The following is a 26741-nucleotide window of genomic DNA, read 5'->3' as shown; positions in this document are numbered from 1 at the left end:
TATGTTAATTAAAAACAAGGTGGCTTAGTGTACTTTTTACAATAAGGTTAAAAGTATATCAATCTAATGTTAATTTTCTACCCGTTATCGGCAAAACCAGGGTACAATGTCATGCCGCCATCCATAAATATTGTTACACCTGTTATATAATCGGCCTCGTCTGATGCCAGCCATGTGGCCAGTTTGCCAATATCATCCGGCTGGCCTATACGGTTATATGGAATAAGCTCAAGTAACTTATTTAATGCCTGCGGCGTTTCCCATGCTTCTTTATTAATTGGCGTTTGTATAGCACCCGGGCCAATGCCCACCACCCGTATTTTATGCGGGGCAAGTTCCTGTGCTATGCTTTTCATAAACATGCTTATACCACCTTTGCTGGCCGCATAATTTACGTGGCCCGCCCAGGGTATTACCTCATGCACACTGCTCATACAAATGATTTTACCGGCAGCACGGCTTACACCTTCTACCACTCCCCTTTTTATGAACTCTTTTGCCGCCTCACGCGAGCAAAGGAACTGCCCTGTTAGGTTAACACCAATAACGGTGTTCCACTGGTCAAGCGTCATATCAACAAATTTTGCATCTTTTTGCAGACCGGCGTTATTTATAAGGATATCAATAGTACCATAAGTTTGAATGATTTTGGCAAACATGGTCTCAACCTGCTCTTCCTGGCTTACATCGGTCTGGTGGGCAAATGCCTCGCCACCTGCCTCTTTTATGATTTTTACAACTTCATCGGCAGCAGCCTGATTATGCGCATAATTAATAAGCACTTTTGCACCCGCCTGCGCCAATGCCAGTGCAACGCCCTTACCTATGCCACTATCGGCACCGGTAACTAAGGCCACCTGGCCTTCTAATTGTTTTGTTGAAGCCATATATTAGAATTTATATATGGCAAAATAGATAATTAATAATAAGGTTTTAAATTATTAAAATTTAGCAGAGATAGTGTCTACCCATGACATATTTGGTTATTGGGTCATGCTGAGCTTGTCGAAGCATCACGAGGTGGGCCTTTGCGCACGTCCTTCGACAAGCTCAGGATGACCCGGCATATGTCATTTATCCTTCAGAGGCCAAACGGATTTTAAAACTTGCAAAAACGCAAAGAAGGAATAATATCTTAATAATGCTATCGTAAGGTAGGTATCGATATAGCTTTGCGGCTTAGCGTTTTGCGCGAACAAATACTTACAGCGCCTTTATATAATCCAAAAACAAATGCAAGGCTTTCTTTTTGTCTTCCGTAAGGTTAAAATCAAGGCGGTGCATCAGGTAATCTTCCAGGTCAAAATCCGGGCGCTGAGGCAGTTCTTTCAGCAGCTCTTTACGATGATCTAAACCAAGTTTTAGTGCCTTATCAAATTCCTCTATAAAACCGGCAGGGATGGGCTTATTGGCTATCCAGGCGGCAAATACAAAAGGCAGGCCGGTAAACATTTGCCATTCTTCGGCTAAATCATAAACAAATGGATATTGCGCTTTTTTACCAAAGGTACGGTCACCTATTTGAACGAAAGCGGTTTCATCATCTGCTGATTGCGAATAATCCGCGGCTTCAACTATTAACTCCGGCTGTATTTTCCAGAAGTTTTTGAGCAACACCTTAGCCAGGTTATTTGATGAACGCGATTGCGGATCAAGCTGTATGCGCTTTGCATCTTTAATAGCGCAATTGCTAAATATAAATACAGAGTTTACGGCCCCAACAGCACCAATACAATAGGCCGATACTATTTCCCAATAAGGCAGGCTTAAGGTAGCGGCTACCGGTATCAGGCCAATGTCTACTTTGTCATCTATTAGTTTTTGGGCGCAGTCTGACGGCATATCCAGGCTCAGGTCTATCTCATTTAAAATAGCTGAATGTTGCAGGCCGTATAAAAAGGGTTTGGTATTAGTATAACTAACGGCAGATATTCTGATCTTTTTCACTATTCGGTTATCTCAGGAAATTTTAAGTGTTGGGCATTATTAAAGTCTACTATCTCAAACTTATCGCCATCAAAAGTGACTTTGTAAAGCACCAGGTTTTGGTGCGGAAAGTTATCCATTTCGGTAAGGGGCCTGTCAGTAAGGATGCATAATAACAAACGCATGGCGCGCCCGTGCATACAGATCAGCACATTTTTTTCTTCGGGATGGCTCATTATAACACCCAATGCTTCTAACTGGCGCTCCTTAACTTCGTTAGGGCTTTCGCCACCTTCAAATTTTGAATCGAGATTGCCGTTAAGCCAGTCGCGCATCAGATCTAAAAAGGCAGATTTAGTTTCGGGTGTTGCAGGTTGCCCTTCATGTATCCCCCATGCCAGTTCATCCAGTCCGGATAGTTTTTCATAAGGTAAACCCAGGTCAATAAATTGTTGTATGCTCTGTTGGGTACGCTTTAATTCTGATATGTAGATCTTATCAAAAGGTACATTCTTATAGGCGTCATAAAAGTGGTTGGCCTGCTTGCGGCCCTCGTCATTTAAATCGGTGTCCCTGCCGCGGCCCTGCACAATCCCCTGCTTATTCAGGTCTGTTTGGCCATGTCGAACTATATATAGGGTCTTTTGTATCATGTTATTTTGAACTTAAAGCTTAAAGCGAATGGCTTAAAGCTTTATCTGCAGGTTATTATTTTTACAATTGCTGCAGCTTTCTGTTTTAAGCTTAATTAATTACCGGCAATTTATAATAGCGCGGTTTTTCTTCTTCGGCAAACTGGTAATCATTGTAGTCTGTTATCACGTTATACAGGGTATCGCGCTCTATAGGATAACGGCCTGCGTGTTTTATCAGGTCTACCAATTGTTTGGTGCTCATGCCGGGGTTTTGCTCTTCGGCTCCGGCCATTGAATAGATCTTGGTGGTATCATCCAGTGTACCATCAATATCATCAACCCCAAAGTTTAACGATAGCTGTGCAGTAGTACGGCTGATCATGGCCCAGTAAGCCTTTATGTGATCAAAATTATCAAGGTAAATACGTGCTATGGCGTAGTTGCGCAAATCTTCTACAACGGTTGATTCGGGCACGTTGCTCATCTGATTATCCTGATTACGGAATTTTAGCGGGATAAAAGTTTGGAACCCGCCGGTGCGGTCCTGCAATTGGCGCAGGCGTTCCATATGGTCAACCCTGTGCCAAAACTTTTCAATATGCCCATAAAGCATGGTAGCATTTGAGCGCATACCCAGTTTGTGCCATTCCTCGTGTATGGCCAGCCATTGGTCGCCGGTACACTTATCTTTGGCAATAAGGTCACGCACCTCCGGATGAAAAATTTCTGCACCACCACCGGGTATTGATTCCAGGCCTGCATCTTTCATCAGCCGCATGCCGGTGGCATAATCAATTTTGGCTTTTTTAAATATGTAATGGTATTCTACAGGCGTTAGCGCTTTCACATGCAGATCGGGCCTGTGCGCTTTTATCCGGCTAAACAGTTCGCTATAAAAAGCGACATCGTATTGTGGTAAAACCCCTCCTACAATATGCACTTCGGTAACCGGCTGGCCGTCATATTTTTTTACAATGTCCAGCATCTCGTCCATTGTGTACTCCCACCCTTCGCTGCGTTGTTTTAACAGCCTTGAGTAGGAACAAAATTTACAATCGTAAACACAAAGGTTAGTTGGCTCGATATGAAAATTACGGTTAAAATAAGTTTTGTCGCCGTGTTTTTTCTCGCGTATGTAGTTTGCAAGTACTCCCAGGTAGCCTAATTCAGCTTTCTCATAAAGCAAAACGCCTTCATCAAAAGTGATGCGCTGGTTATGGAGTACCTTCTCAGCAATGTCTTTAAGTTCAGGTAGCAGTTGGGGGTTATTCAATAATACCTGGAAATTATCTGATACTTCCATTTAGAAAAATATTTGAACAAAGGTAGTAAAATACAGGAGTTTTATACAGCAAGTTTTAAATACCCATGTTCAAACATCTAAAATGACGGTGCGTTTACAAGCGGTTTTATGTCTTTTATATCAACACCGTTAAAGCAATCGTCCTGGCAGCCATTGGGTACATAACCAGCCGTAGATATTAAGCCGTCATTATTAGCCTCAAAATAAATGGCGTTTTCTTTAGGGTCAACCTTTAACCAAACGGTTTTTGCTTTATTGTAGATCTCATCTATCGTAAGCAGTTCATGCCCGGCAGTGCCATGGGTATTTAGGGTACTTTCGTTTTCTGTCCAGGAGGCTCTCACCGTAAGGGAGTCTGAAGGCGTTTTATAATAGCCTGAAAGATATTCACGCGTTGTTATCTTACCGTTTTTAACAGTAAACTTTGTTTCTGCAAAACCGCCAAAAATAGAGCTGGAATATACTGTATAAGTATATGAGTTGTTGTTGCTGCTTTTGAACGCCGTCCATTTCTGGTAGCTTGCATCAACTTTATTACCAAATTCATCTTTTTTACAGGCAGAAAGGCAAATGCAAATTGCAATAAAAAGTAAGTAAACGTTTTTCATGGTCCAGGTGGTTTTGTTTTATAACTATAAGTTGATAAGGGTTTTAAAACATTACGCCAAAGTTTTACAAACTGCTACAATAAATGCCAAATATTTCTTTTTATTTTGGCCCCGATAACATTACATTATGAAAATAGAAACCATTGCCATACACGCCGGGAACCAGGTTGATGAAACATCAAAGGCGGTAATACAACCAATAGTTATGTCTACCACGTTTGAGCGTAACCACGAGGGTGGCTATGATTCTGGCTATTCATACAGCCGTGCGGCCAACCCTAACCGTACCGCTTTAGAAAATGTATTGGCTAAACTGGAGAATGGTGCCGATGCAGCGGCTTTTTCATCAGGCAACGCGGCAGGCATGTCGGTTTTTCAGGCATTACAGCCGGGCACACATATTATTTGCCCTGATGATATGTACCACGGCCTGCGCAATCAAATAAAAATGCTTTTTGCAGGGATCTTGGAATTTGATTTTATTGACGTAAACGATGCTGAAGTACTAAAAGCGCATATTAAACCCAATACCGGCTTAATATGGATTGAAACACCATCAAACCCGTTATTAAAAATAACAGATATAAAACAAGTGGTTGCCATAGCTGCCGGGCATAACCTTAAAGTTGTTTGCGATAATACCTTTGCTACCCCGCTTTGCCAGCAGCCACTGGCTTTGGGTGCCGATATGGTAATGCACTCCGCCACAAAATACTTTGGCGGCCACAGCGATTTAATGGGCGGCGCACTCATCACCAGAGAAAAGGACGGGTTATGGGAAAGGATCCGCGATGTACAAACTATGGGCGGCGCCATCCCCTCACCTATGGACTGTTATTATTTAATCCGCAGTATTAAAACCCTGCCCTACCGTGTACGCGGCCATGTGCATAATGCACAGCTACTTGCCGAATTTTTAGAGAACCATCCGCGGGTGGAGAAAGTAATGTACCCCGGCTTGCAATCGCATCCGCAATACGCTATTGCCAAAGCACAAATGACAGGTTATGGTGCAGTGTTTTCATTCACCTTAAAAGGCGGTGAAGAAAAAGCAAAAAAGGTAGTGAACGCGGTTAAAATATTTACCCAAGCTACCAGTTTAGGCGGTGTGGAAAGCCTGATAGAACACCGTGCTTCTGTTGAAGGGCCGGATACTAAAACGCCTTTTAACCTTTTGAGGGTATCAGTTGGATTAGAGCATATTGATGACCTGATAGCTGACCTGGAACAGGCACTGGCCTAACCGCCATAGCTCATCCCGGGTTTGCCCAAGCCCCGCCTTAGCGCGGCTATTTGGCCAATTGTATAAGCCTGATGATGGTTGGTAAAAGCCCATAAGCCCGCAAGTGTATCATTAAACCGGTGTATAGGGTGTGGTATATCCACTGTGGTATCAAGTGCTTCGTCAGATAAATTTGCCAAACCGGCCCGTATGGCAGGCGAAATTTCGTTCCATTTATTTTTTATCATTTCTAACGTTGGCAGTTCACTTTTAGGCGCGTTAAGGTCTTCGTCTGTTGCGCCCTCTGTCGAATAAAAATGATCAGCCCAGGGAATTATAACCTTTGTACCGCCTATATTGGCCAGGCTGCCTTCGTTCCATAATAAGTGCCCGGCTAACCATTTAACAGTGTTTAAACCGGCTCCTAAATTTTGGTTGGCTTCCTCATCGCTAATGCCTTTAATAGCATTGTTAAACAATAAAATGTGCAGATCGTACTGGGCTAGTAGTGTTTTTTTGGCCGACATGTTTTAAAATTTGTTCGGTCAAATTTAAATACAAATAAGATAATCCATCAAGTGTAAAAACGGCAAATAGAAGACGGATCAGGACATCTTTTTCACGCAAAGACGCAAAGGCGCTAAGAAGTTTATGATGATTACATTGCGTCTTAGCGTCTTTGCGTGACTATATCAGAATAATAAAAAACACTAACTTCTGTCATCTTTACAATAAAATTAAAATTAAATTTGGAATATAAATCCCGTTTACTCTATATTTGGAACATTATTTGGTAGCAATACCCTTGATCAATTCCCCTCACAAGGATTTTGGTTTATAAAGAAGCGGCGAGAGATCAGGCTCGAAAACCCGCTGGCAACCCTCCAAGGTGGAGAAGGTGCCAATTCCTGTCCCGGAGAATAGTTAACCGGGGGATATAAATTTTTAATCATGAAAAGTTTGATTTATTTAGCACAACAAAATACAGTAGATACCCAGAAGGGTAAGTCTTTATTATACAACCAACCCTTTGGCTGTATTTGTATGTGTTGCTGCTGCTGTTGATTTTACATACACGTTCCCTTTTTCTGTTTTCCTGAAAAATACGTGATTCCCTTAGGATAGTTTTATCCTGTTTGTAATTCATTGTAACCAATCATTCTTAAATCTAAACAAATGATATTATGTCTAACCTAAAATTTGAAACCCTGCAAGTACACGCCGGTCAGGAAGTTGACCCTACAACAGGTGCACGCGCCGTGCCCTTGTACCAAACTACTTCTTACGTTTTTAACAGTGCAGAGCACGGTGCAAACCTGTTCGCGTTAAAGGAGTTTGGTTTTATTTATACCCGTTTAATGAACCCCACTACCGATGTTTTTGAGAAGCGTATTGCCGCTCTTGAAGGCGGTGTAGCGGCTTTGGCGACGGCATCGGGCCAGGCGTCGCAATTTATAGCGCTTAACAATATTCTACAGGTAGGCGATAACTTTGTAACCTCCCCTTTCCTGTATGGCGGTACTTATAACCAGTTTAAAGTTGCCTTTAAACGCCTGGGTATTGAGGTACGTTTTGCCAAAGACGATACAGCGGAAAACATTGAGAAGCTGATAGATGATAAAACAAAAGCCATTTTTACCGAAACAATTGGTAACCCCGGCTTTAGTATCCCCGATTTTGAAAAGCTGGCAGCCCTGGCAAATAAGTATGACCTGCCTTTAATTGTTGATAATACTTTCGCCGCCGGCGGATACCTGTTCAAGCCACTACAGCATGGCGCGCATGTGGTTGTAGAATCAACCACCAAGTGGATAAACGGTCATGGTACCTGCATAGGCGGTGTTATTGTTGATGGTGGTAATTATAACTGGGGCAATGGAAAATATCCGCAGTTCACGGAGCCATCTGAAGGTTACCATGGTTTAGTGTTTAATGATGTGTTTGGCATCGGGAGCGATTTTGGTAACATCCAGTTTATTATTCGTGCACGGGTTGAAGGCCTGCGTGATTTTGGGCCGGCACAATCGCCATTTAATTCATGGCTAAACCTGCAGGGCTTAGAAACCCTGTCGTTACGTGTACAACGCCATGTAGATAACGCGCTTGAATTAGCTAAATGGCTTGAGCAACATCCGCTTATAGCAAAAGTGAACTATCCGGGATTGGAATCATCGCCATACCATACCCTTGCCAAAAAGTATTTAAAAAATGGGTTTGGCGCTGTGCTGTCTTTTGAGTTAAAAGGAGATAAGGAACAGGCAAGCGCTGTAATTAACAACCTTAAACTGGTAAGTCACCTGGCTAATGTGGGCGATGCAAAAACACTGATCATTCAGCCATCGGCCACCACGCACCAGCAGTTATCAGAAATTGAACAGCTTGCTGCCGGTGTTACCCCTACCCAATTGCGTATAGCTGTAGGTATTGAGCATATTGATGATATTAAAGCTGATTTTGTACAGGCATTTGCCAGTATAAAACAGCCGGAATTAGTATAGATTTTTTTAGTTTTTTAGTTTTTATTAGTTTTATTGATGTTATGAGGGAGTAGTTGATTTAATTAACTGCTCCCAAATAACAAAAGATCCAAAATGAGTTTAGAAAATTTTACATATACCGGCGCGTTTGAGCTGGAATCTGGCACAAAACTGCAGGGTTTGCAAATAGGTTATAATACCTATGGCACCCTAAATACAAATCGGGATAATGTAGTTTGGGTATGCCATGCCCTCACTGCAAATTCTGATGTGTTTGACTGGTGGAAAGGCTTATTTGGCCCCAATGACCACTTTAACCCCGATGAGTATTTTATTATTTGTGCCAATGTTTTGGGCTCGCCTTACGGAACGTTTAACCCGTTAAGTATTAACCCGGCTACCGGTCAGCCTTATTATCTGGCGTTTCCTGAATTTACTATCAGGGATATGGTTAAAGCACATCAGTTACTGGCAGATCATTTGGAGATAGCGCATATTGAGATTCTTTTAGGCGGATCTTTAGGCGGCCAGCAAGCGCTGGAGTGGAGTATATCTGATCCGGAACGCATCAAAAACCTGATATTGATTGCAAGCAATGCCAATCATTCGCCATGGGGTATTGCCTTTAATGAGTCGCAGCGTTTGGCCATATCTGCCGACCGTACTTTTTATGCCGGCGCGCCTGATGGTGGCAGCAAGGGTTTAAAAGCCGCCCGCAGTATAGCGCTCCTATCCTATCGTAATTATAAAACCTACGGAATAACCCAGCAGGAAGAACAGGATAGCACTTTAGATAATTTTAAAGCTGCAAGCTATCAAAACTATCAGGGGCAAAAACTGGTTAACAGATTTAATGCTTATAGCTATTGGTACCTTTCAAAAGCGATGGATTCGCATAACGTGGGCCGCGGCAGGCATGGTGTTGATAAAGCATTGAGCCTGGTAAAAGCACGCACACTGGTTATAGGCATACAGTCTGATGTATTGTTCCCTATTGAGGAGCAGCAATACCTGTTCAGGCATATACAAAAATCGGCATTTGCCGAGATCGACTCGTTTTACGGGCACGATGGATTTTTAATTGAAACAGAAGCGTTAACAAAAATTATAACATCGTTTTTTAAAACTGATGTAAAAGGAAAAATTATTGAATTGCAAAAAATTGCTTAATGAGTAAGAAACTGAACATAGGCCTCTTCGGATTTGGAGTTGTAGGCCAGGGATTATATGATATCATAAAAACCAAACACCTGAACCTGGAGATAGTTAAGATCGGTATAAAAAATGCTGATAAAGAACGCTCACTGCCCAGGGAACTTTTCACAACCAACCGGGACGAAATACTGAACAACCCGGAAATTAACACCGTTGTTGAGTTAATAAATGACACCGAAGCCGCATTTGAGATAGTATCGCGGGCGTTAAGCTCCGGCAAAAATGTAGTATCGGCCAGTAAAAAAATGATAGCTACTTATCTGAAAGAACTGATTGATCTGCAGCATAAGTACGGCACATCATTATTGTATGAAGGTTCGGTTTGCGGCAGTATCCCTATAATTCGTAACCTGGAAGAATATTATGATAACGAACTACTGCACTCCATAAGCGGTATTTTCAACGGATCATCAAATTATATTTTGTCAAAAGGATACCTTGAAGGGCTGGATTATGACACCGCCCTTAAACAGGCCCAGGAACTTGGCTTTGCAGAAACCGACCCTACTATGGATGTAGGCGGTTTTGATGCTAAATACAAACTAATAATAGCTGCAGCACACGCCTATGGTGTTATTATTAAACCAGAGGACGTACTGAACATCGGGATACAAAACCTATCAGCAAATGACCTGCAGTATGCCCGCGAAAAGAAATTAAAAATAAAACTGGTACCGGTTGCCAAAGAGTTGGATGACCGCCACGTTACCTTGTTTGTGTTGCCCAAGTTTGTTAACGAAACAGAGTTTTTATACAATGTAGAGTATGAATACAATGGGGTAACTGTGCAAGCCGCCTTTGCTGATCAGCAATTTTTCTTTGGGAAAGGTGCGGGCGGCCACCCTACCGGTTCTGCTGTATTATCTGATATCGCAGCGCTGCGTTACAACTACCAGTACGAATATAAAAAGGCTAAAGAGGTTAACGACCTGCAATTTACAAACAACGTAGAAATAAATATTTATTTGCGTTATGAAGATGAAAGCCTTGTTGAAGCGCTTGATTTTGAGCATATACAGGAGCGTTTTTACTCTGGTAATTACAAATTTGTTATCGGAAAAATCAATTTGCAGAAACTTATCGACAACCAACAACGTATAACAGATAATAAGGCATTTGTTGCCTTTGCCGATCAACTAACGGGGGTCAGTTTGGCATCGGCAAAAAAACAGGCAGCCGAAGTTTTTTAGTAGATTCTTTTGGCTGTTTAAACAAAAGGCTTCCCGTAAAGGAAGCCTTTTGCATTTCTATAAATTCCGTTACAGTTTCGGTATGTTATAGCCTTTATGTATGTTTATCGCAGCAAATACGCCTATCATAAAATGCTTCGACTCCAAAAGATCATCCTAAGTAAACCGTTTATTCTTAGCCTGTGGTTTGGCCTTAGCTTGTTTACAATTGTAAAAGGGATACTCGTTTACAGTGGCAGTAAATCAAGCAATTACAACAACTACATTATTTATAAACATAACTTTTTAAACCTCATCCATCAGCATAGTTTGTTTGGGCCCGAACCACAGTACTATTTTGATTTGAACCATTACGGGCCTGTTTTTGCATTGGTTATAGCACCTTTTGCTTTATTACCCGATGAACTGGGGGTAACACTGTGGGTATTATTTTTGGCCTGGTCGTTATATTACGCTATTATAAAGCTGCCACTAACCGATCTGCAAAAAACGGTGCTTTTATTGCTGAACATTAATAGTATGATGGGTTCATCGGGCCAGGTACAGGTAAACCCGTTAATAATTGCTTTTGTACTCTTCAGTTTTATATTTATAAGGAATAAACAGGACTTTTGGGCCGCCCTTATGATTGTATTGGGAACGGCAATTAAGCTGTATGGCGTTGTTGGTTTGGCTTTCTTTTTCTTTTCGGATAATAAAGTGAAGCTGATTTTGAGCCTCCTATTTTGGTCGGTAGTGCTATTTGTATTGCCAATGGCATTATCATCGCCGGCGTTTATCATAAAAACTTACCAGGACTGGTATCCAGACCTGGTTGCGAAAAACGCGGCCAACATGGTATCAACCAGGGCATACGTATGTGTAATGGGGATGATAAGCAGGATCTTTAATATTCCTAATTTTCCAACACTCGCGGTATTAATTCCGGGCATGATCTTGTTTGCACTGACAATGACGAGGATAAAATACTGGCGAAATTTACAGTATCAATTACTGCTGGTAGCATCAACATTAATTTTTTCAATAATTTTTAGCTCCAGTTCTGAGCCGCCAACCTATATAATAGCTTTTATTGGCGTAAGTATCTGGTATGTGAATTTAGACAGGCCAATTACAGGATACGAACGTTTCCTGCTCATATTCGCATTGGTGTTAACCAACTTTTCACCATCAGATCTTTTCCCGCGATACCTGAGGGTTAACTATGTGCTGCCGTACTATTTGAATGTACTGCCCTGTTTAATGATATGGTTAAAAATTGTTTATGAAATGCTAACCAGGGAGTTCAAAAGCTTCCCCGAAGAAACAAAGTGGACCTTAGCTACTGCAAAAGCAGCATAAAATCAAATAAGTGATAATGTCTCAGTTTGAAATTAGTGAGTAATTAAAAATAAAGCGAGATTTGAAAAGGCAAAGTAAGCAACCCATCATTTAATATGGACGTACAAGAACAAATCAAAGAGTATATTACCAGCCAACCTGAACCAAAGCGTGATGATATGCAAGCGTTGCACCATCATATACTTCAAGTTTTACCAGGTTGTAAATTATGGTTCGACAATGGTAAAAACAGCGAAAATAAAACGGTTAGCAACCCTAATATAGGTTATGGATTTTACACCATAAAATATGCTGATGGAAAGACCAGGGATTTTTTTCAAATTGGTTTGAGCGCAAACACAACCGGAATCTCCGTATATATTCTCGGTATCAAGGATAAGAGTTACTTAGCCCAAACGTATGGGAAAGAACTTGGCAAGGCGAGCGTGACCGGGTATTGCATTAAATTTAAAACGCTAAAGGATATAAATATTGATATACTTGAAGCAGCAATACGGTATGGGGTTGAGGCTACGAGTGAAAGTTAAATTTCAAATTGAGACACTTCCCCGAAGAAACAAAGTAGACCTTAGCTACTGCAAAAGCAGCAAAAAATCAAACAAGCTATAAAATAGAAAAGGCCCATTTATGGCAATGTCATTATTTAAGGAGATATACTTTTATAAATAGCGCCGTTAGGTGCTAAAGCTTTGTAGAAAATCATAATTAAACATTTTAGCGTGCCATCGGTACGCAACCTGGCGTAGTTCCGTACCGATGGCACGGTATTACGATTTGATTATTTTCTACAAAGCTTTAACCCCGATGGGGTTTATACTTAAATAAAGACATTGGGTTAATTGGGCCTTTTCTATTTTATGTAGGATCATTTTGTTAATTATATGCTCCTGTTTAAATCCCATTTTTCAAGGTAGTCGGCTACCTTTTTTATAAACATGCCGCCCAGTGCGCCATCTACAACCCTATGGTCATAAGATAACGAAAGGAACATCATGTGCCTGATAGCTATTGCATCACCATGCGGCGTTTCAATAACGGCGGGTTTCTTTTTAATTGCACCTACAGCTAATATAGCTACCTGCGGCTGGTTAATAATTGGCGTACCCATAACGTTGCCAAATGTGCCTACGTTAGTAATTGTAAAAGTGCCATCCTTAACATCATCAGGCTGCAGCTTATTATTGCGGGCGCGGTTAGCCAAATCATTTACCGCTTTGGTTATACCCAACAGGTTTAACTGATCGGCCCGTTTAATTACAGGCACTATCAGGTTGCCGCTTGGCAGCGCTGTTGCCATGCTAATGTTGATATCCTTTTTCTTGATGATCTGCGTTCCGTTAACCGAAACATTTATCATCGGAAGTTCTTTTATCGCTTTTACAACGGCCTCTATAAATATTGGTGTGAAGGTTATTTTTTCGCCTTCGCGCTTTTCAAATACGTTTTTTACTTTTTCGCGCCATTGTACCAGATCGGTAACATCTACCTCAATAAACGAGGTTACATGCGGCGATGTATGCTTGCTCATTACCATATGCTCGGCAATAAGTTTGCGCATCCTGTCCATCTCAATTATCTCATCACCTCCTGAAACAGATGTAGCAGGTTTTGGCTGAGGGGCAGGTGTATTTGTTGCCGTTTGCTGTGGCACGGCATATTTCATTATCTCGGGCTGTGTCTCCGGTTGTGATTCTGGCGAAGTTGCAACCCTTGAGCCACGTTTGTGAATAAACTCAAGCAGGTCATCTTTGGTTAAGCGGCCCTCTGCCCCTGTACCTGGTATAGCGTCTAACTCATCAGTATCAATACCTTCCTGTACGGCTATATTTTTAACCAAAGGCGAGTAAAAACGATTTTGGTATTTAACACCATTGCTTTGTGGTATTGGCACGGTTTGCGTTAACTGGCTAATGCCGGGCAGGTCTGCAATTAATTCAGCCACAGGCTGTTCAGCTGGTTTAGCTGTTTCTGGTACCGGTGTTGATGGTGCTTGTTCCTTAGCCTGGGGAGCCGGGGCTGTTTGCGCGGTTTCGTTGCTGTCGGCACTATCGGTTTCAATAATAGCAATTACTGCTCCTACCTGTACAACATCGTCTTCTTTACAAAGCTGCTCAATTAGTTTACCTGATACCGGCGACGGAACTTCGGAGTCAACCTTATCGGTTGCAATTTCCATCACTGCCTCATCTGCTTCAATATAATCTCCCGGACTTTTAGTCCATTTAATTATAGTTGCCTCTGCAACACTTTCTCCCATTTTCGGCATTAATAACTGGTATCTGGCCATACACAAAAAATATAGTTGGTTCGGACAAAGTTAGAAAAATTTCAAACTTTTATTCTTCACTTTCTCTGAGTAAAGTAATCAACATAAAAAATGCTGCTACAGCAGTCCTTTCAATGTTTTGAAGGCGCTTATTACCAAACGTGAATTTTTTAACCACGGTTTTGTTCGCATTTGCCACCGCTATCCACACAGTACCCACCGGTTTGTCTTCCGTACCGCCTCCCGGGCCGGCAATACCGGTAACCGCCACGGCATAATCAGATTTGAAGTTGAGCAAAGCGCCTTCAACCATTTCTTTAGCAGTTTCGCGGCTAACAGCGCCATGCTGCCAAAGGGTTTCGTTTTTAACGCCTAAAATACGCTCTTTTAATTCGTAGGCATAAGATACCGCAGCACCTAAAAACACCTGCGATGACCCTGCATGCTGGGTTATCAGGTGGGATATATATCCGCCGGTGCAACTTTCTGCGGCTGTTAAAGTAAGGCCCTTTTCAGCCATATAATTCAGTACCACTTTTTCAAGCGGTATATCTTCCTGTGTTACTACGTTTACGCCTACCCGCTCAACTATTTTTTGCGCAAACTCATCAATTTTGTCTTTAAGCTCGGTTTCATTATCGCCATAAGCGCTAAGCCTTAAACGTACCTGGCCCATTTTAGGCAGGTAAGCCAACTTAATATTTGCAGGAAGTGAATCTTCAATGTCGGCTATCTTTTCGGCCAGGAAAGATTCTCCTTCGCCAACCGTAAGGATTGTTTTATGGATGATAACCGGGAGTTTTAATGTCGCTTTCAGCTTCGGTATTACCTGCTCCTCTATCATGTATTTCATTTCAAAAGGCACACCCGGCATTGAAACGTATATTTTCCCTTTATCATTAAACCACATTCCCGGTGCGGTGCCATTGTTGTTCATGATCACTTCACAGTTTTCAGGTACTTCGGCTTGTTTACGGTTCACTTCAAGCAGGGGGCGGTTGTATTTTTTAAAAATATTCTCCACGTTAGCCAGGACGCTTTCATTTAAAACCAGTCCCACATTAAAATATTCGGCCAGTGTTTTTTTGGTAATATCGTCTTTAGTTGGCCCCAACCCGCCGGTTATTAAAATTATATCAGCACGTGTTGCGGCTTCTGCCAGTGCGGTAAGTATATGTTCCCTGTTATCAGATACCGACGAGATCTGCTTTACACTGATGCCTTCTTTATTAAGTTTTGCAGCCATCCAGGCAGAGTTTGTATCAACAATTTGCCCTATAAGTATTTCATCGCCTATGGTTATTATTTCTGCAAGCATTTTTTAATTAAAAGATTGGTTGTTGCTGTAATCGCTCCTCTTACTTAGTTTAAGATCCTGCAAAATAGAAGCTTTAACTTTTATTGTAACATTATATGACTTATAGTAGCCAAATGGCAGCCATTGTATTGACAGGTCCCAGCAATGCAGATCGCGGTAAATGGCAAAAGAGGTAGCACTGCTTAACTGGCGTGCTTTTAAATCATACGTAGTATTGTATTGTACTTTCCACTTTTGCGTTAAACTCACATCGCCGCTTACCATGATGGTATTACTTGAGTTTGTGCTTGTAACGTTGTTTTGATAATTAAAACTGTAATTAACAGACACGTTCCAGGGGATGTTAAAATCAATATACTGTGACGGATCGCCGTTTATAAGGTTAAGTTTTTGTGTTTGTTCTGGTGTCATATGCTGCAGATCTGTACCATACTGCTGCTGTCTTGGCTTTGGTTTAAAGGTGGTTGAATTTACACTGCCGCTCATTGACAGGTTGAAGGAGCTGAGCAGTGGAAATTTTCCATCCTGGATACTATAACGGTTTATCCGGTTCACATAATTTAAAACGTTACCATTTGAAATGGAGTCGCGCACCTGGTTCACATAAGGGTCAAGTATACCGCCAAAGTTGATATTTACCTTTTGATTAAGTATTGCGGTATGGCCTGAAAAGGATATAGCTGAAAGTTTAAGGGAATCTTGCGCGAAGTTGTAAAAAGTTGAAATAGATAAACCTTGCAATATCGGTATCTTTCTGGGGGTGGCTGATGTATCAGTGGCCCTTGCTTTCATCTTTGCCTCTATGGTATTATCAAGTGAAAAACCAATACCGGCTTGTTTACCTATTGATGGCCCACCATATACAGATTGCTCAAATATGGAGTAACGCTGCGTAGTGTAAGGGTATGGTACCGAAGCGGGGCTTACAGCAGTTTTGTAATAGCCATAGCTTGGGGCGCCAAAATCCGGCTTATAACTAAAGCTGATGGATGGCGTGGTTACGTGCCTTATTGCCATTAAATTTCCCTTTTTAAAGTTGGCCTGACCAAAAAACTTAGTGGAAAGGCCCGCATTTAAGCTATACTCACCAGAGCGCACAAAACCGCTTAAGGTATCGGTAACAGGTACTACCTGGCCTGCAATACTACCCCGCTCAAACCGCCTGTTAATACTCTGCATATACCAGCGCTCAATATAAGTTGCACCTGTATTAAACTGAAAAAACTTTAATAAATTGGTATTAAAACTAATTGGTATGGTATGCTGGAAACCATTTTGCAAACGTTTTGAAAACGTGTTTGATTTAAAAAGCTCGGCCTCGGGTACATCGTTCAGTTTGTTTGTACCAACCAGGCTATAACCAACTGTTATTTTTTGGTACCATGCTTGTTCGCCTACCCTGTTTTTTGAATCAAACGGACTAAGGGTTGACATGTTAAAGCTGAATGTGGGCAGCTCCAGCGTAACCGTTTTTTTGGTTAGATCCTGGCTGTGGCCTAAACTTACGTTTAAATTGAATGGCGTACCTGCCCAAACCCTGCTGTATGATATGCTTGACCGCAAATTGTTTTGTGTAAGCGTACCCAGGTTATAATTGTTTTGCCCGCGCTGATTTTGGTTATAGCTTGACGTACCCGCGTTTACAGATGCACTAAAAGTGGTCCCCGGGCTGGCGTTAGGGTCTTGTGAGTGGCTCCAGGTTATATTAAAATCTTTACGGGGCGGGTCGCCTGGTAAGCCGTAATTGTGCGAGCCATAGCTCAATACTAAGTTACCGCCGTATTTATATCTTTTTAAGTAACGTGCCGATGAATTTACTTCATAAGACCCCCTCGAAAACAGGGTACCCATAGTGGTAACATCAATATTTTCATTTAAGGCAACGTAATAACCAAAGTTACGCAGGTAAAATCCCAGCTTTGCATCTTCGCCAAAAGTTGGCAGTATAAAGCCGGATGTACGTGAATTTGGTTTTGGGAAAAAGCCGAAGGGTAAACCAAGCGGCAGCGGAACGCCCTCAATTTCCAGATAGGCCAGTTTTGATATTATCCTGTTTTTTTGCCCAATACCTTGTGTAATTACAATACCAAAGTGTGTATCGGGCATAGGCAGGTCGCAGGTACTGAAAATAACATTCCTGTAAGCCACCTCATCCTCGCTTATACGCTTAGCCTGCCCGCCGGATATATAGTTACCCTCCTGCTCTGTCGCCGGGTTCCAGGTTTTACCTTTTTTGGTACTATAATCAAATAGTAAGGAGTCTGATGCTACCGGCTTTTCACTTTTTGACTTAGCAAGGGGCCTGCCTACATAACGTTTTGTTTTTGGGTCGATGCTGCCGCGGGCAAATATTAAATGATTTTTTTGGTCAACACGGATATAATCGGCATCCAGTTCAAAATCCTCATAAACCACATGGGCTTTGCCCCATAGGTAGTAGATTTTGTTGTCCTGATCAAAGTATGATGAGTCAACAGCGGTAGCATGCGTTAATGGCTGCTCCTTTTTTTTAGTAGTATCATTTTTGGTATAAGCTGTATTTGCAGGGGCCTTTTTAGCAGCCGCAGCCGCCTTATTTGGCCTAAACAGCTTCTTATCCCTAACGGAATCCATTTTTATAATGGTATCTTTAGCAGATAATATAGCATGGCCCCTGCGTGCAGAAGCCATAACATTTACCATTAATATAATTGCAAACAGAAAAAAAAGGCTAACTAATTTCAAAATTGATTATGAATAGTATTTTTGCAGGTACAGTTAACAGCGTTCAAACATAATGAAAAATAAAATATTGAACAGGTTGAAAAATATGATTTTTGGTTCTTCGGCATTATTAATATGCTTGTCGTTGTTTTCATTTAAATCAGAACATTCTATAAAAAAAGATACAGTAGTTAACAGCTTCAAGCTCAGAACTATTATAATTGATCCCGGTCATGGTATTAAACCTGAAGGTGCACCGCCGGGCCATTATTCCCGTGGTGCATCCGGCTCTTTTTCCTCAGAAAGGAATGTAACGCTTGCTATTGCACTAAAATTGCAAAAAGCGCTTGAAAAAGATGTAGCGGGGGTAAAAGCCGTTTTAACCCGCACTACCGATGATGATGTTTCCTGGGAAAGACGGGCAGAAATAGCTAATCAGAATAAAGGAAACCTGTTTATTTCGATACACTGTAATTCTTTGTCTGACAGGATAGTACGTGAGAGAATTGGAACCAGGAAGCGTAAACCTGTTTATCGTACTGTTAGGGTGCCAGACCGCTCAGGTAAAGGGGCATTGATGCTTATTTACGGGTTGCATAGGTCAAAAGAAGAAGAAAACGCGATTAAAAATAACCAGGTTGAAGAAGATTCTGATCTTAATGGTGATGCACTGGACCCGAATGACCCAATGGTTATTATTTTAACCAACGAGTATAAGCGTAAATTCCGCAAACAAAGTGTAAATATCGCAAACTTTATTAACGACGAATTTGTTCAGACTGACGGCAGGCGCAGCGAAGGGCTAAGGGAACAGGGAATATTTGTGCTTTGCCATAGTGCAATGCCATCTGTATTGGTTGAAACCGGTTATATTAATAACCCCGACGATGAAGAATATTTGAACTCAGAAAACGGGCAAAATGAAATTGTTAATTCAATTGTGCGGGCGGTATCAAATTACAAAAATCAATTAGAGCAGGTAGCCACTAATTAAACTAAACTTTAAAATATTACAATTTGAAAATCTCTAACGAAACCAAAATAGGCGCCCTTACTGCAGTATCTATAACCATATTAATATTAGGTTACAGCTTTTTAAAAGGGAACGATGTTTTTTCAGGTTCAAACAAATTTTATGCGGTATACCGCAGTGTTGAAGGTTTAACGGTATCAAAACCCGTATTGGTGAATGGTTTCCAGATTGGCCGGGTATCGCAAATGGAGCTGCACGAAGATGGCCGTACCACCGTTGAATTTAAAATTGACCCGAAATATAACATACCGGCAAACACACTTGCTAAATTAGAAAGCACCGATCTGTTAGGCGGTAAGGCTATCGTTTTCCAGTTAGGTAACAGCCGCGAGTACGCGCAGGACAAAGATACTTTGCGTGCAGATATACAAGGCAGCCTGGCCGAAAGCCTGCAGCCGATACAAAGAAAAGCCGAAGTTTTAATGTCAAAGGTTGATTCGGCTTTAGGGGCCATTAATAAGATAATGAACCCTGCTTTCCAAAAAAATGTAGACCGCAGCTTTGCCAGCATAGCCAATTCATTACAAACATTAGAAGGTACTACCAAAAAGATTGATGCACTTGTAGGTGCGCAAAGCACCCATATTGATGCCATTATGGGCAATGCCGAAACCGTATCAGGTAATTTGAAAACAAGTACCGCCCACCTTGACGGTATTGCAACCAATTTTGAAAAATTCAGTACTGATCTGTCTAACTCAAATATTAAACAAACGTTAGATAATGCCAACAAAGCGGTAGGCGAATTACAAACTACTTTAAGCAAGGTTAACAGTACAGATGGCTCATTGGGCTTATTGCTGAACGATAAAAAAATGTACAATAACCTTAACGATGCTTCAAATAACCTTAATAACTTATTTATTGATATTAAGGCGCACCCAAGCCGTTATGTACATTTTTCGGTATTTGGCGGCGGGAAGAAAGGAAATTAATTCATAGTCTGATTATATCTGAGGGCCTCGCCTGCTTACCCCTATCAAGGGGTTAAGATGTGTTAATAACGGCCGGATGTTTAGGTTCTCTCCCTCAAAAATTTCTGCTAAATTGCACCTGTGAAAGATCTTAAAAAATATTACCTGATACCGGCCACTCCGGATGAAATATACATGGCCTTAACCAACCCCATAACTTTAGAATTATGGACAGGTGAAACCGCAGTAATGACCACCGAGCCCGGTTCTGAATTTTCATTATGGGAAGGCAGCATTGTAGGTAAGAACATTGAGTTTGAGCCCGGAAAGAAGATTGTACAGCAATGGTATTTTGACGGCCAGGCCGAAGATTCTATTGTAACCATTAAGCTTCACCATGATAAGCAAGGTACATCGGTTGAGTTAAGGCATACCAACATCCCCGATGCTGATTTTAATGACATTGCCGAAGGCTGGAACGATAGTTACTTTGGTAACCTTGCTGATTTCTTTTCTGAAGGATAAAATCAGTTACTCTTTATTCTCTTTTTCAAGGTCGCCAAGAATAGCTACAATTTGCTGATTACAGGAATCTATCTGCGATTGATATTTATAGGTATTCTCGTCAATAAATTTATAGATCAGATTATAGCTTTTGATACGAAGCAAACAGTATTGCTTTAGCTTTTTATTACGCTGATGAAACTTGTTCGGTATGTCCAACTTTTCTGCTTCACTGATCACTTTAATTTCTTCATCCCAAATTTGTACGCCTTCGTATTTCAATTCGTAAGCAATGCGGCGTTTGGTTTTGCCATCACCATTCTGAGATAATATTGCCAACGCTTTCTGTTCATTGGTCACAAATTGCTTCATCAGGGTATCGTATTTGCCAATATCGTTAGGGAGTTTTTTATAAACGATAAGAATTGATATCAGTACTAAGGAAGTGGCTATAGTTATTGGCAAGGTTTTTAATCTTCCACTATCCGGCCGTTTTAAACCCGGAATAAACATGTAACCTATAATAATACCGCTGAGCAAGCCCCCTATATGTGCGGCGTTATCAATACCGGCCTTTAAGCCGTTCATCAAATTAAATACCACAAAAACGCCAATACTTGTTAACAATGCTTTCCTGGCTGCTTTTTCTATAATGTTGGTTGAAAGCAGCGCCAGAAAAATGCCATACATTCCAAAAATCGCACCCGATGCCCCGGCGCTGATGGTAAGTTCGTGCCAGTATAAACTAGTTGTACTGGCAACAATGCCGGTTAATAGATAAGCAGATATAAACCTTAACCTGCCTAAATGCGGTTCTAGTAATATACCTATATAAAGCAAAGCATACATGTTAAACAACAAGTGTAAAATGCCTATATGTAAAAAACAATTAGTGATAAGGCGCCACCATTGCCCCTCAAGTGTTACCGGGCGAAAGTTTGCGCCCCAATTTAGTAGGCTTTCATTATCTGGCAGCATGATGTTTACACCATTGAGCGCCATCAGAACAAAGATTAGAATGTTCAGGCTTATGAGTATAGGCGTAACATAGTATCCCGGTACTGGCTTAAATAAGGCAAAGAAGCCTCTGATGCTCTCCATGGTAGTTGGCGGCGGTAGCTTTAATATATCCTGCTCTTCGGGGGTTATGCTTTCTTTTAATTCTAAATATTTAGCAGCTATGTCGTCAGTGTTAAGTGTTAACCTGAGCTCATTGAATTCTGAGACGAAGTTGGCAATATTCTTCTTGTTTTTGCCAAAGTCCATCATTCCATTGCTAAGGGATAAGCTGGTCAGATTAGCTAAGCCATCTGTTATATTTATTTTAAACTCGAAATTGCGGTAGAACACACCATTATTGGTGTAAGCAATTAATCCGGAATTACTAATGTAACTTACCTCCCAATTTAATCTTTTAATAGCTTCGGCAGCTAAGGTTAAAAACTCTTGAGGTGTTAAATTGTCAAGAGGAAGGTCCTCCACGTGTTTTGGGGTAAAGCCTACTGCCATGTGCTATTGTGATTGTTTAGGTGGTGCTATTTGTGTGAAACAGCACATAAATATATGAAAAAAAGAATTAGGAATATAGAGTTGTAACGTTTTGAATTGCACATAAAACAAAAGCAGCCGCCCCAAATTGGAGCGGCTGCTTTTTTATGCAATATGTTATATAGGGTTTAGAATAAGGTAAACTCTACACGACGGTTTGCCTGGCGGCCTTTTGCAGTTTTGTTTGATGCAATTGGCTGTGTTTCGCCATAACCGGTAGCTTCTATTCTTGAAGCATTAGCACCCTGGCTAACTAAGTAAGATTTAATTGATTCTGCACGGTCTTTAGATAAACGCATGTTAGCGTCATTAGAACCTACATTATCAGTATGGCCTGCTAATCTTAAGCTGAAGTTTTTCTCAGTTAATAAGCTTGCTACCCTGTTTAAGCTTGGGTATGATTTAGCACGGATAGTAGATTTGCCAAAATCAAACTCAAGGTTTTTGATCGCATCTCTAACAATTTTCTTGTCGGCTTCTGTAACAATTACAACCGGTTTGTTTACGGGTAAAGGACAGCCGGCGCCATCAACTTTAGTACCTGCCGGTGTGTTAGGGCACTTATCATAAAAGTCAGGAACACCGTCACCATCGCTATCGGCAGTAAATTTAGCCAGGTTAGCATTGGTAGCATCTAAATCGGCTTTAAGCTTATCGTTAGCTGCTTTTTGAGCATCTATCTGCGCTTGTAGCTGGTTTTTGGTATTCATGTTTTCCCATAAGTATTCGGTACGCATAGAAGATACCGGGTTATGTGTAGCTAACTGTGGTTTTGAGCTTTTGCCTAAAGCAAATTCTAAACCGGCGTGCGCATAGGAGAATCTGTCGCTGCTGCCATTAACTTTGTTTCCGTCAAAATTATCAGACTGAACAAAATTAACCTGGTAACCCAAATCAAGGTTAATACCAGTTCCTAATCTGAATTTTAAGCCTAAGCCAACAGGTATAAAAGCTTCTTTAATACTTTCATTATTGGGTTTATAAACAATTGGAGTACCGCTATTAGCATTTAATGTAGGTTTGTAAGCCATTAAACCCCAACCAGCTGTTAAATAAGGTTGTATTGCACCTTGCTGATGGCGCCAGTTAATGTTTGCCAGCGTTATGTTGGCGCTTAAACTTACGGCGTAATTTAACTTGGTTTCAAAATCATTAAAGGTTCCGGGCTGACCAGAATCGCCGCTTACCTTACCGCCCAGGAAATCTGCCTGTATACCAAAAGACGACAAAATTTGTTTTTTAACGTAACCGCTATATCCAAATTGTGCTTTTGGATGCACAAAGTCTTGGTTTCTGTTGCTTCCAAATATTGTAAATGGCGTTAGCATACCTCCATTGATACCTATTGACCATGTACGGAATGAACTTTCAGGAGAAAATGGTTTTACATAATCTTTTGCAGACGAAGTATCTGCCATAGGTGTTTGGGCAAATAATTTACCGCCAACCAGCAAGCCGGTTAACAATAGCGTAACTTTTTTTAAATTTGGTTTCATGTTATAGATTTTTAGTTAGTAGTATTCTATTATATATAGTGATACTAACCCCACCATTCAACATTAGTGCCAGTTACTCCAAATGTTAATTTTTTTAATATTAGTGTGAATTTCTGATGAAATATTTATTTTAACGAAATTTAAAATCATCATATTTAAATTAACCAAAATAATATTTTCAAATAAATAATCAGTGCATCAAATACTACTAAATATATAATAAATGACTTTAAAACTATACATATTTTATATTATGCCATAACTGAAACCATATTAAATATGCCGGTAGCTAAATTGTTATTTCCTTTTATAGTTGAGCCCTCTATTGCTGTTGCGGGCAATATCGCTTTGGTGAAAAGTTTCCAGGCTATATCTGGTGGGATAGTGATTTGAGCAGCACTTTCAGCAACAGAAATATTATTTTGTAACTGCCAGCCGTTATCATCTTTTTGCAATACCCAGGTACCGCCAGCCTCTCCGCTTATGGTAAAACTAATAGCTGTTCCGGTTTGGGCGGGAATATTCCTGTAAGCATGGGGCAGTGCACACATAAACGTTGCAATGCAGGGATAAAATAACTCGCGGGTCATTAAAGCAGGTTTTTTACTTACCGCTTCGCGAATCTGTTGTTGATGGTGCCATTTTTCGGTATACTCCCTTGCAATATGGAACCAGTTTAAGGATTGCTCCTCTCCTGCCCATGCAACCGAATATCTTGCAGGCTTAAATGGATCAAGCGTATGCATATATTCTATGAATTTTGGGCCGGTATTTTTTAGCAGTTGCAACAATAGCTGCGGGCTCATCCGTTTCATGGCGTTCACCCAAACCGCATTTAGCTCGTTTAAATAATTAACCAGGTCCTGGTAGCTATTTATTTGTGCCGATACAGGAGGGGCATAATTATCAAGAGCAGCAATATCGCGCACGTTACCATCAAGCAAATGCGCGGCAACATCCTTTACTGTCCACAATTTGGCAGGCGTGGGTTTGTTCCAGTCATCAGGCGATAATGAAGTAAGCAGCTCAATCAATAGGTCATCCAGCACCTTAAATAAATGCAGGGTTGGTATAGGTATGAGCTGCTCCATAAAATTTTATCCCCGGCTTTTTTCTAAGGCTTGCTGAATATCATTTAAAACATCATCTGCATATTCCAAACCTGCCGATATACGGATAAGGCCCGGAGTTATTCCTACTGATGCCCTTTCCTGGTCAGTTAATTTGGAGTGGGTAGTGCTTGCCGGGTGTGATGCGATACTGCGCGAATCGCCCAGGTTGGCTGTTACCGAAAGCAGTTCTAATGAATCTAAGAACTTACGGCCTGCCTCAACTCCGCCTTTTATCTCAAAACATAATACACCACCACCTAATTTCATTTGTTTTTTAGCAATATCATACTGCGGATGGCTTGGCAGGAACGGATATTTTACCCATGATACATTTGGGTTACTTTGTAAAGCTGTAGCAATTTTAAGCGCGTTTTCACAATGCCTTTGCAAACGTACATCAAGTGTCTCTAAGCTTTTGCTTAATACCCATGCATTAAACGGCGACATAGCCGGGCCTGTATTTCTGCAAAACAGGTATATTTCATGGATCAGATCTTTACGGCCTACAATTACACCGCCTAATACCCTGCCCTGTCCATCAATCCATTTGGTAGCCGAGTGGATAATGATATCAGCACCGTACTCAACCGGCTTTTGCAATAAAGGCGTGGCAAAGCAATTATCTACATTAAAAATAAGGTTATGCTTTTTAGCGAATTGCCCTGCATATTCCAGGTCTATCACTTCTAATTGCGGGTTAGTTGGCGTTTCCAGAAACAGCATTTTGGTATTTGGCTGTACGGCTGCTTCCCATGCGTCTTTATCGCCTGCGGGTATTAATGTGCAGGTAATGCCATAACGCGGCAAATATTTATTTACAATGGTATAGGTACTGCCAAAAACCGAGCTGCAGCATAACAAATGGTCGCCGCTTTTCATTAGCGCCATAAACGATGAAAATACAGCGCTCATACCGGTTGCAGTTGCAAAACCATCTTCGGCACTTTCAAGGGCGCACATTTTGGCTACAAATTCATCAACGTTAGGGTTGCTGAAACGACTGTAAATATTGTCATCGTTCTCATCAGCAAATGCGGCGCGCATGGTTTCGGCCTCATCAAATGTAAAGCTGCTGGTTAAATATAATGGCGTAGAGTGTTCGCTTTGACCGGTTTTAGCGGTTTGTATACGTATAGCCTTTGTTATAGGATGAAGTTCTTGAGACATAATAGTGTAGTAGTATAAAATTTATTCTGCGGGGTGAATGATCACCTTCCATTTAATATCGGCATTGGCCTTGTACAAGGTTGCAGCTACCGAACAGTATTTATTAAGAGACAGTTCAACGGCTTTATTGGCTTTATCTTCATCAATGTTACCATACAGGTGAAATTCAAGGCCAACTTGTTGCCATAAAGATGGTTCTTTACCAACTTCGCGTTCGCCGCTAATTACCATTTTGTAATCAACAACATCCTGGCGCTGTTTTTTTAGTATTGCAATAACATCAATGGCCGAGCATCCGCCCAGGCCCATTAAAAGCATTTGCATGGGGCGTACACCAAAATTTTGGCCGCCACTTTCAGTGCTGCTGTCCATTCTTACGGTATGTCCGTATTCGTCGGTGGCCTCAAAGCCATAGTCGCCGCTAACGCGTGATAGTTTTATTGTAGGCATGCTGTTATAATAATTTCGCTAAGTTATGTTTTTGAGGTAAATATTAATAAGAATAAGCTTTATTGATATAAATGATTAGACAAGATTGACATTCTACCTGCCAAAAGTCCCTGCGGACTTCTACTGTATATACAAGTTTGTCAATATTGTTTAAATTTTGGCTAAAGCCACTTGTATCCCTATTTATCCGTCCCATAAATGAGCCGGGCTTTTTATAAATAGCGCCGTTAGGTGCTAAAGCTTTGTAGAAAGATCATATTTAAACATTTTAGCGTGCCATCGGTACGCAACCTGGCGTGGTACCGTACCGATG

Annotated in this window: 23 protein-coding genes and 1 riboswitch; of the genes, 9 read left to right on the top strand and 14 right to left on the bottom strand. The window is 41.1% G+C overall.

All coding sequences use genetic code 11. From position 1 onward, the window contains the following. Positions 1–77: 77 nt before the first annotated feature. The 5 genes from WC743_RS24450 to WC743_RS24430 all read right to left on the bottom strand — a co-directional run bounded on the left by WC743_RS24450 (position 78) and on the right by WC743_RS24430 (position 4472). On the bottom strand, positions 78–887 hold the full coding sequence (locus tag WC743_RS24450) for an SDR family oxidoreductase (protein ID WP_373016176.1): 810 nt from the start codon (positions 885–887) through the stop codon (positions 78–80). Between the two features lie 316 nt (positions 888–1203). Beyond that, a complete protein-coding gene (locus tag WC743_RS24445) occupies positions 1204–1947 on the bottom strand; it encodes a menaquinone biosynthetic enzyme MqnA/MqnD family protein (protein ID WP_373016175.1) in 744 nt (247 codons plus the stop codon). Then, the gene (locus tag WC743_RS24440) at positions 1947–2579 is read right to left on the bottom strand and encodes a histidine phosphatase family protein (protein WP_373016174.1); all 633 of its coding nucleotides are present in this window, start codon (positions 2577–2579) and stop codon (positions 1947–1949) included. Before WC743_RS24440 ends, WC743_RS24445 begins: the two co-directional genes overlap by 1 nt. Positions 2580–2670: 91 nt before the next feature. Beyond that, positions 2671–3864, bottom strand: coding sequence for an aminofutalosine synthase MqnE (gene mqnE / locus WC743_RS24435; protein ID WP_373016173.1), 1194 nt, complete (start codon positions 3862–3864; stop codon positions 2671–2673). 77 nt (positions 3865–3941) lie between these two features. Then, positions 3942–4472, bottom strand: coding sequence for a hypothetical protein (locus WC743_RS24430; RefSeq protein ID WP_373016172.1), 531 nt, complete (start codon positions 4470–4472; stop codon positions 3942–3944). Positions 4473–4599: 127 nt separating this feature from the next. Here WC743_RS24430 and WC743_RS24425 point away from each other — a divergent pair, with 127 nt between their 5' ends. Continuing rightward, positions 4600–5715: a PLP-dependent aspartate aminotransferase family protein gene (locus tag WC743_RS24425; protein ID WP_373016171.1), complete on the top strand. Its 1116-nt coding sequence runs from the start codon at positions 4600–4602 to the stop codon at positions 5713–5715. Here the strand turns inward: WC743_RS24425 and WC743_RS24420 are convergent. Further along, entirely contained in the window at positions 5712–6221 is a 510-nt protein-coding gene (locus tag WC743_RS24420; RefSeq protein ID WP_373016170.1) for a DinB family protein, read from the bottom strand. The genes WC743_RS24425 and WC743_RS24420 overlap by 4 nt on opposite strands. A 305-nt stretch (positions 6222–6526) precedes the next feature. After that, positions 6527–6638, top strand: a riboswitch (SAM riboswitch). Between the two features lie 240 nt (positions 6639–6878). Between WC743_RS24420 and WC743_RS24415 the strand changes: the two genes are divergently transcribed. The 5 genes from WC743_RS24415 (at position 6879) to WC743_RS24395 (ending at position 12444) form a co-directional block, all read left to right on the top strand. Next, positions 6879–8192 (top strand): O-acetylhomoserine aminocarboxypropyltransferase/cysteine synthase family protein, encoded by a 1314-nt coding sequence (locus WC743_RS24415; RefSeq protein WP_373016169.1) that lies wholly within the window; start codon positions 6879–6881, stop codon positions 8190–8192. Positions 8193–8285: 93 nt separating this feature from the next. Beyond that, positions 8286–9341: a homoserine O-acetyltransferase gene (metX, locus tag WC743_RS24410; protein WP_373016168.1), complete on the top strand. Its 1056-nt coding sequence runs from the start codon at positions 8286–8288 to the stop codon at positions 9339–9341. Further along, the gene (locus tag WC743_RS24405) at positions 9341–10576 is read left to right on the top strand and encodes a homoserine dehydrogenase (RefSeq protein WP_373016167.1); all 1236 of its coding nucleotides are present in this window, start codon (positions 9341–9343) and stop codon (positions 10574–10576) included. Before metX ends, WC743_RS24405 begins: the two co-directional genes overlap by 1 nt. Positions 10577–10708: 132 nt before the next feature. Beyond that, positions 10709–11917: a glycosyltransferase family 87 protein gene (locus WC743_RS24400; protein WP_373016166.1), complete on the top strand. Its 1209-nt coding sequence runs from the start codon at positions 10709–10711 to the stop codon at positions 11915–11917. 95 nt (positions 11918–12012) lie between these two features. Then, positions 12013–12444, top strand: a complete 432-nt coding sequence (locus WC743_RS24395; RefSeq protein ID WP_373016165.1) for a hypothetical protein — start codon at positions 12013–12015, stop codon at positions 12442–12444. 350 nt (positions 12445–12794) lie between these two features. On the opposite strand, the gene WC743_RS24390 is transcribed toward WC743_RS24395, so the two are convergent. Genes WC743_RS24390 through WC743_RS24380 form a run of 3 tightly spaced genes read right to left on the bottom strand, consistent with a single transcriptional unit; the run spans position 12795 to position 18225 of the window. Beyond that, positions 12795–14204, bottom strand: coding sequence for a dihydrolipoamide acetyltransferase family protein (locus tag WC743_RS24390; RefSeq protein WP_373016164.1), 1410 nt, complete (start codon positions 14202–14204; stop codon positions 12795–12797). A gap of 49 nt (positions 14205–14253) precedes the next feature. Next, complete coding sequence (locus tag WC743_RS24385) at positions 14254–15501, bottom strand: competence/damage-inducible protein A (RefSeq protein WP_373016163.1); 1248 nt, start codon at positions 15499–15501, stop codon at positions 14254–14256. A gap of 3 nt (positions 15502–15504) precedes the next feature. Continuing rightward, positions 15505–18225 carry a putative LPS assembly protein LptD gene (locus WC743_RS24380; protein ID WP_373016162.1) on the bottom strand — a complete coding sequence of 907 codons (2721 nt, stop codon included), beginning with the start codon at positions 18223–18225 and terminating at the stop codon, positions 15505–15507. A 52-nt stretch (positions 18226–18277) separates the two neighbouring features. Here WC743_RS24380 and WC743_RS24375 point away from each other — a divergent pair, with 52 nt between their 5' ends. From WC743_RS24375 to WC743_RS24365, 3 genes are all read left to right on the top strand, one after another. Next, a complete protein-coding gene (locus WC743_RS24375) occupies positions 18278–19198 on the top strand; it encodes an N-acetylmuramoyl-L-alanine amidase (RefSeq protein WP_373016161.1) in 921 nt (306 codons plus the stop codon). 23 nt (positions 19199–19221) lie between these two features. After that, a complete protein-coding gene (locus WC743_RS24370) occupies positions 19222–20172 on the top strand; it encodes an MlaD family protein (RefSeq protein WP_373016160.1) in 951 nt (316 codons plus the stop codon). Positions 20173–20292: 120 nt separating this feature from the next. After that, positions 20293–20676 (top strand): SRPBCC domain-containing protein, encoded by a 384-nt coding sequence (locus WC743_RS24365; RefSeq protein ID WP_373016159.1) that lies wholly within the window; start codon positions 20293–20295, stop codon positions 20674–20676. Between the two features lie 6 nt (positions 20677–20682). Here the strand turns inward: WC743_RS24365 and WC743_RS24360 are convergent, their stop codons facing one another. The 5 genes from WC743_RS24360 to WC743_RS24340 all read right to left on the bottom strand — a co-directional run bounded on the left by WC743_RS24360 (position 20683) and on the right by WC743_RS24340 (position 26428). After that, positions 20683–22164, bottom strand: coding sequence for a rhomboid family intramembrane serine protease (locus tag WC743_RS24360; protein ID WP_373016158.1), 1482 nt, complete (start codon positions 22162–22164; stop codon positions 20683–20685). 167 nt (positions 22165–22331) lie between these two features. Further along, complete coding sequence (locus WC743_RS24355) at positions 22332–23699, bottom strand: OmpA family protein (protein WP_373016157.1); 1368 nt, start codon at positions 23697–23699, stop codon at positions 22332–22334. A 251-nt stretch (positions 23700–23950) separates the two neighbouring features. After that, on the bottom strand, positions 23951–24790 hold the full coding sequence (locus WC743_RS24350; protein ID WP_373016156.1) for a maleylpyruvate isomerase family mycothiol-dependent enzyme: 840 nt from the start codon (positions 24788–24790) through the stop codon (positions 23951–23953). A 6-nt stretch (positions 24791–24796) separates the two neighbouring features. Beyond that, positions 24797–25978: a PLP-dependent aspartate aminotransferase family protein gene (locus WC743_RS24345; protein ID WP_373016155.1), complete on the bottom strand. Its 1182-nt coding sequence runs from the start codon at positions 25976–25978 to the stop codon at positions 24797–24799. A gap of 21 nt (positions 25979–25999) precedes the next feature. Next, a complete protein-coding gene (locus tag WC743_RS24340) occupies positions 26000–26428 on the bottom strand; it encodes an OsmC family protein (protein WP_373016154.1) in 429 nt (142 codons plus the stop codon). Between the last annotated feature and the right edge of the window lie 313 nt (positions 26429–26741).

This window comes from Mucilaginibacter sp., assembly GCF_041660805.1.
GTDB lineage: Bacteria > Bacteroidota > Bacteroidia > Sphingobacteriales > Sphingobacteriaceae > Mucilaginibacter.
Note: the sequence above shows the minus strand (reverse complement) of the source record. Positions and strands in the feature narration are given on the sequence as shown.

Excerpts from the sequence above, each read along its gene's own strand:
- WC743_RS24450 (WP_373016176.1), bottom strand. The coding sequence starts at position 887 with ATGGCTTCAACAAAACAATTAGAAGGCCAGGTGGCCTTAGTTACCGGT.
- WC743_RS24440 (WP_373016174.1), bottom strand. The coding sequence starts at position 2,579 with ATGATACAAAAGACCCTATATATAGTTCGACATGGCCAAACAGACCTG.
- mqnE (WP_373016173.1), bottom strand. The coding sequence starts at position 3,864 with ATGGAAGTATCAGATAATTTCCAGGTATTATTGAATAACCCCCAACTG.
- WC743_RS24430 (WP_373016172.1), bottom strand. The coding sequence starts at position 4,472 with ATGAAAAACGTTTACTTACTTTTTATTGCAATTTGCATTTGCCTTTCT.
- WC743_RS24425 (WP_373016171.1), top strand. The coding sequence starts at position 4,600 with ATGAAAATAGAAACCATTGCCATACACGCCGGGAACCAGGTTGATGAA.
- WC743_RS24420 (WP_373016170.1), bottom strand. The coding sequence starts at position 6,221 with ATGTCGGCCAAAAAAACACTACTAGCCCAGTACGATCTGCACATTTTA.
- WC743_RS24415 (WP_373016169.1), top strand. The coding sequence starts at position 6,879 with ATGTCTAACCTAAAATTTGAAACCCTGCAAGTACACGCCGGTCAGGAA.
- metX (WP_373016168.1), top strand. The coding sequence starts at position 8,286 with ATGAGTTTAGAAAATTTTACATATACCGGCGCGTTTGAGCTGGAATCT.
- WC743_RS24405 (WP_373016167.1), top strand. The coding sequence starts at position 9,341 with ATGAGTAAGAAACTGAACATAGGCCTCTTCGGATTTGGAGTTGTAGGC.
- WC743_RS24400 (WP_373016166.1), top strand. The coding sequence starts at position 10,709 with ATGCTTCGACTCCAAAAGATCATCCTAAGTAAACCGTTTATTCTTAGC.
- WC743_RS24395 (WP_373016165.1), top strand. The coding sequence starts at position 12,013 with ATGGACGTACAAGAACAAATCAAAGAGTATATTACCAGCCAACCTGAA.
- WC743_RS24390 (WP_373016164.1), bottom strand. The coding sequence starts at position 14,204 with ATGGCCAGATACCAGTTATTAATGCCGAAAATGGGAGAAAGTGTTGCA.
- WC743_RS24385 (WP_373016163.1), bottom strand. The coding sequence starts at position 15,501 with ATGCTTGCAGAAATAATAACCATAGGCGATGAAATACTTATAGGGCAA.
- WC743_RS24375 (WP_373016161.1), top strand. The coding sequence starts at position 18,278 with ATGAAAAATAAAATATTGAACAGGTTGAAAAATATGATTTTTGGTTCT.
- WC743_RS24360 (WP_373016158.1), bottom strand. The coding sequence starts at position 22,164 with ATGGCAGTAGGCTTTACCCCAAAACACGTGGAGGACCTTCCTCTTGAC.
- WC743_RS24355 (WP_373016157.1), bottom strand. The coding sequence starts at position 23,699 with ATGAAACCAAATTTAAAAAAAGTTACGCTATTGTTAACCGGCTTGCTG.
- WC743_RS24350 (WP_373016156.1), bottom strand. The coding sequence starts at position 24,790 with ATGGAGCAGCTCATACCTATACCAACCCTGCATTTATTTAAGGTGCTG.
- WC743_RS24345 (WP_373016155.1), bottom strand. The coding sequence starts at position 25,978 with ATGTCTCAAGAACTTCATCCTATAACAAAGGCTATACGTATACAAACC.
- WC743_RS24340 (WP_373016154.1), bottom strand. The coding sequence starts at position 26,428 with ATGCCTACAATAAAACTATCACGCGTTAGCGGCGACTATGGCTTTGAG.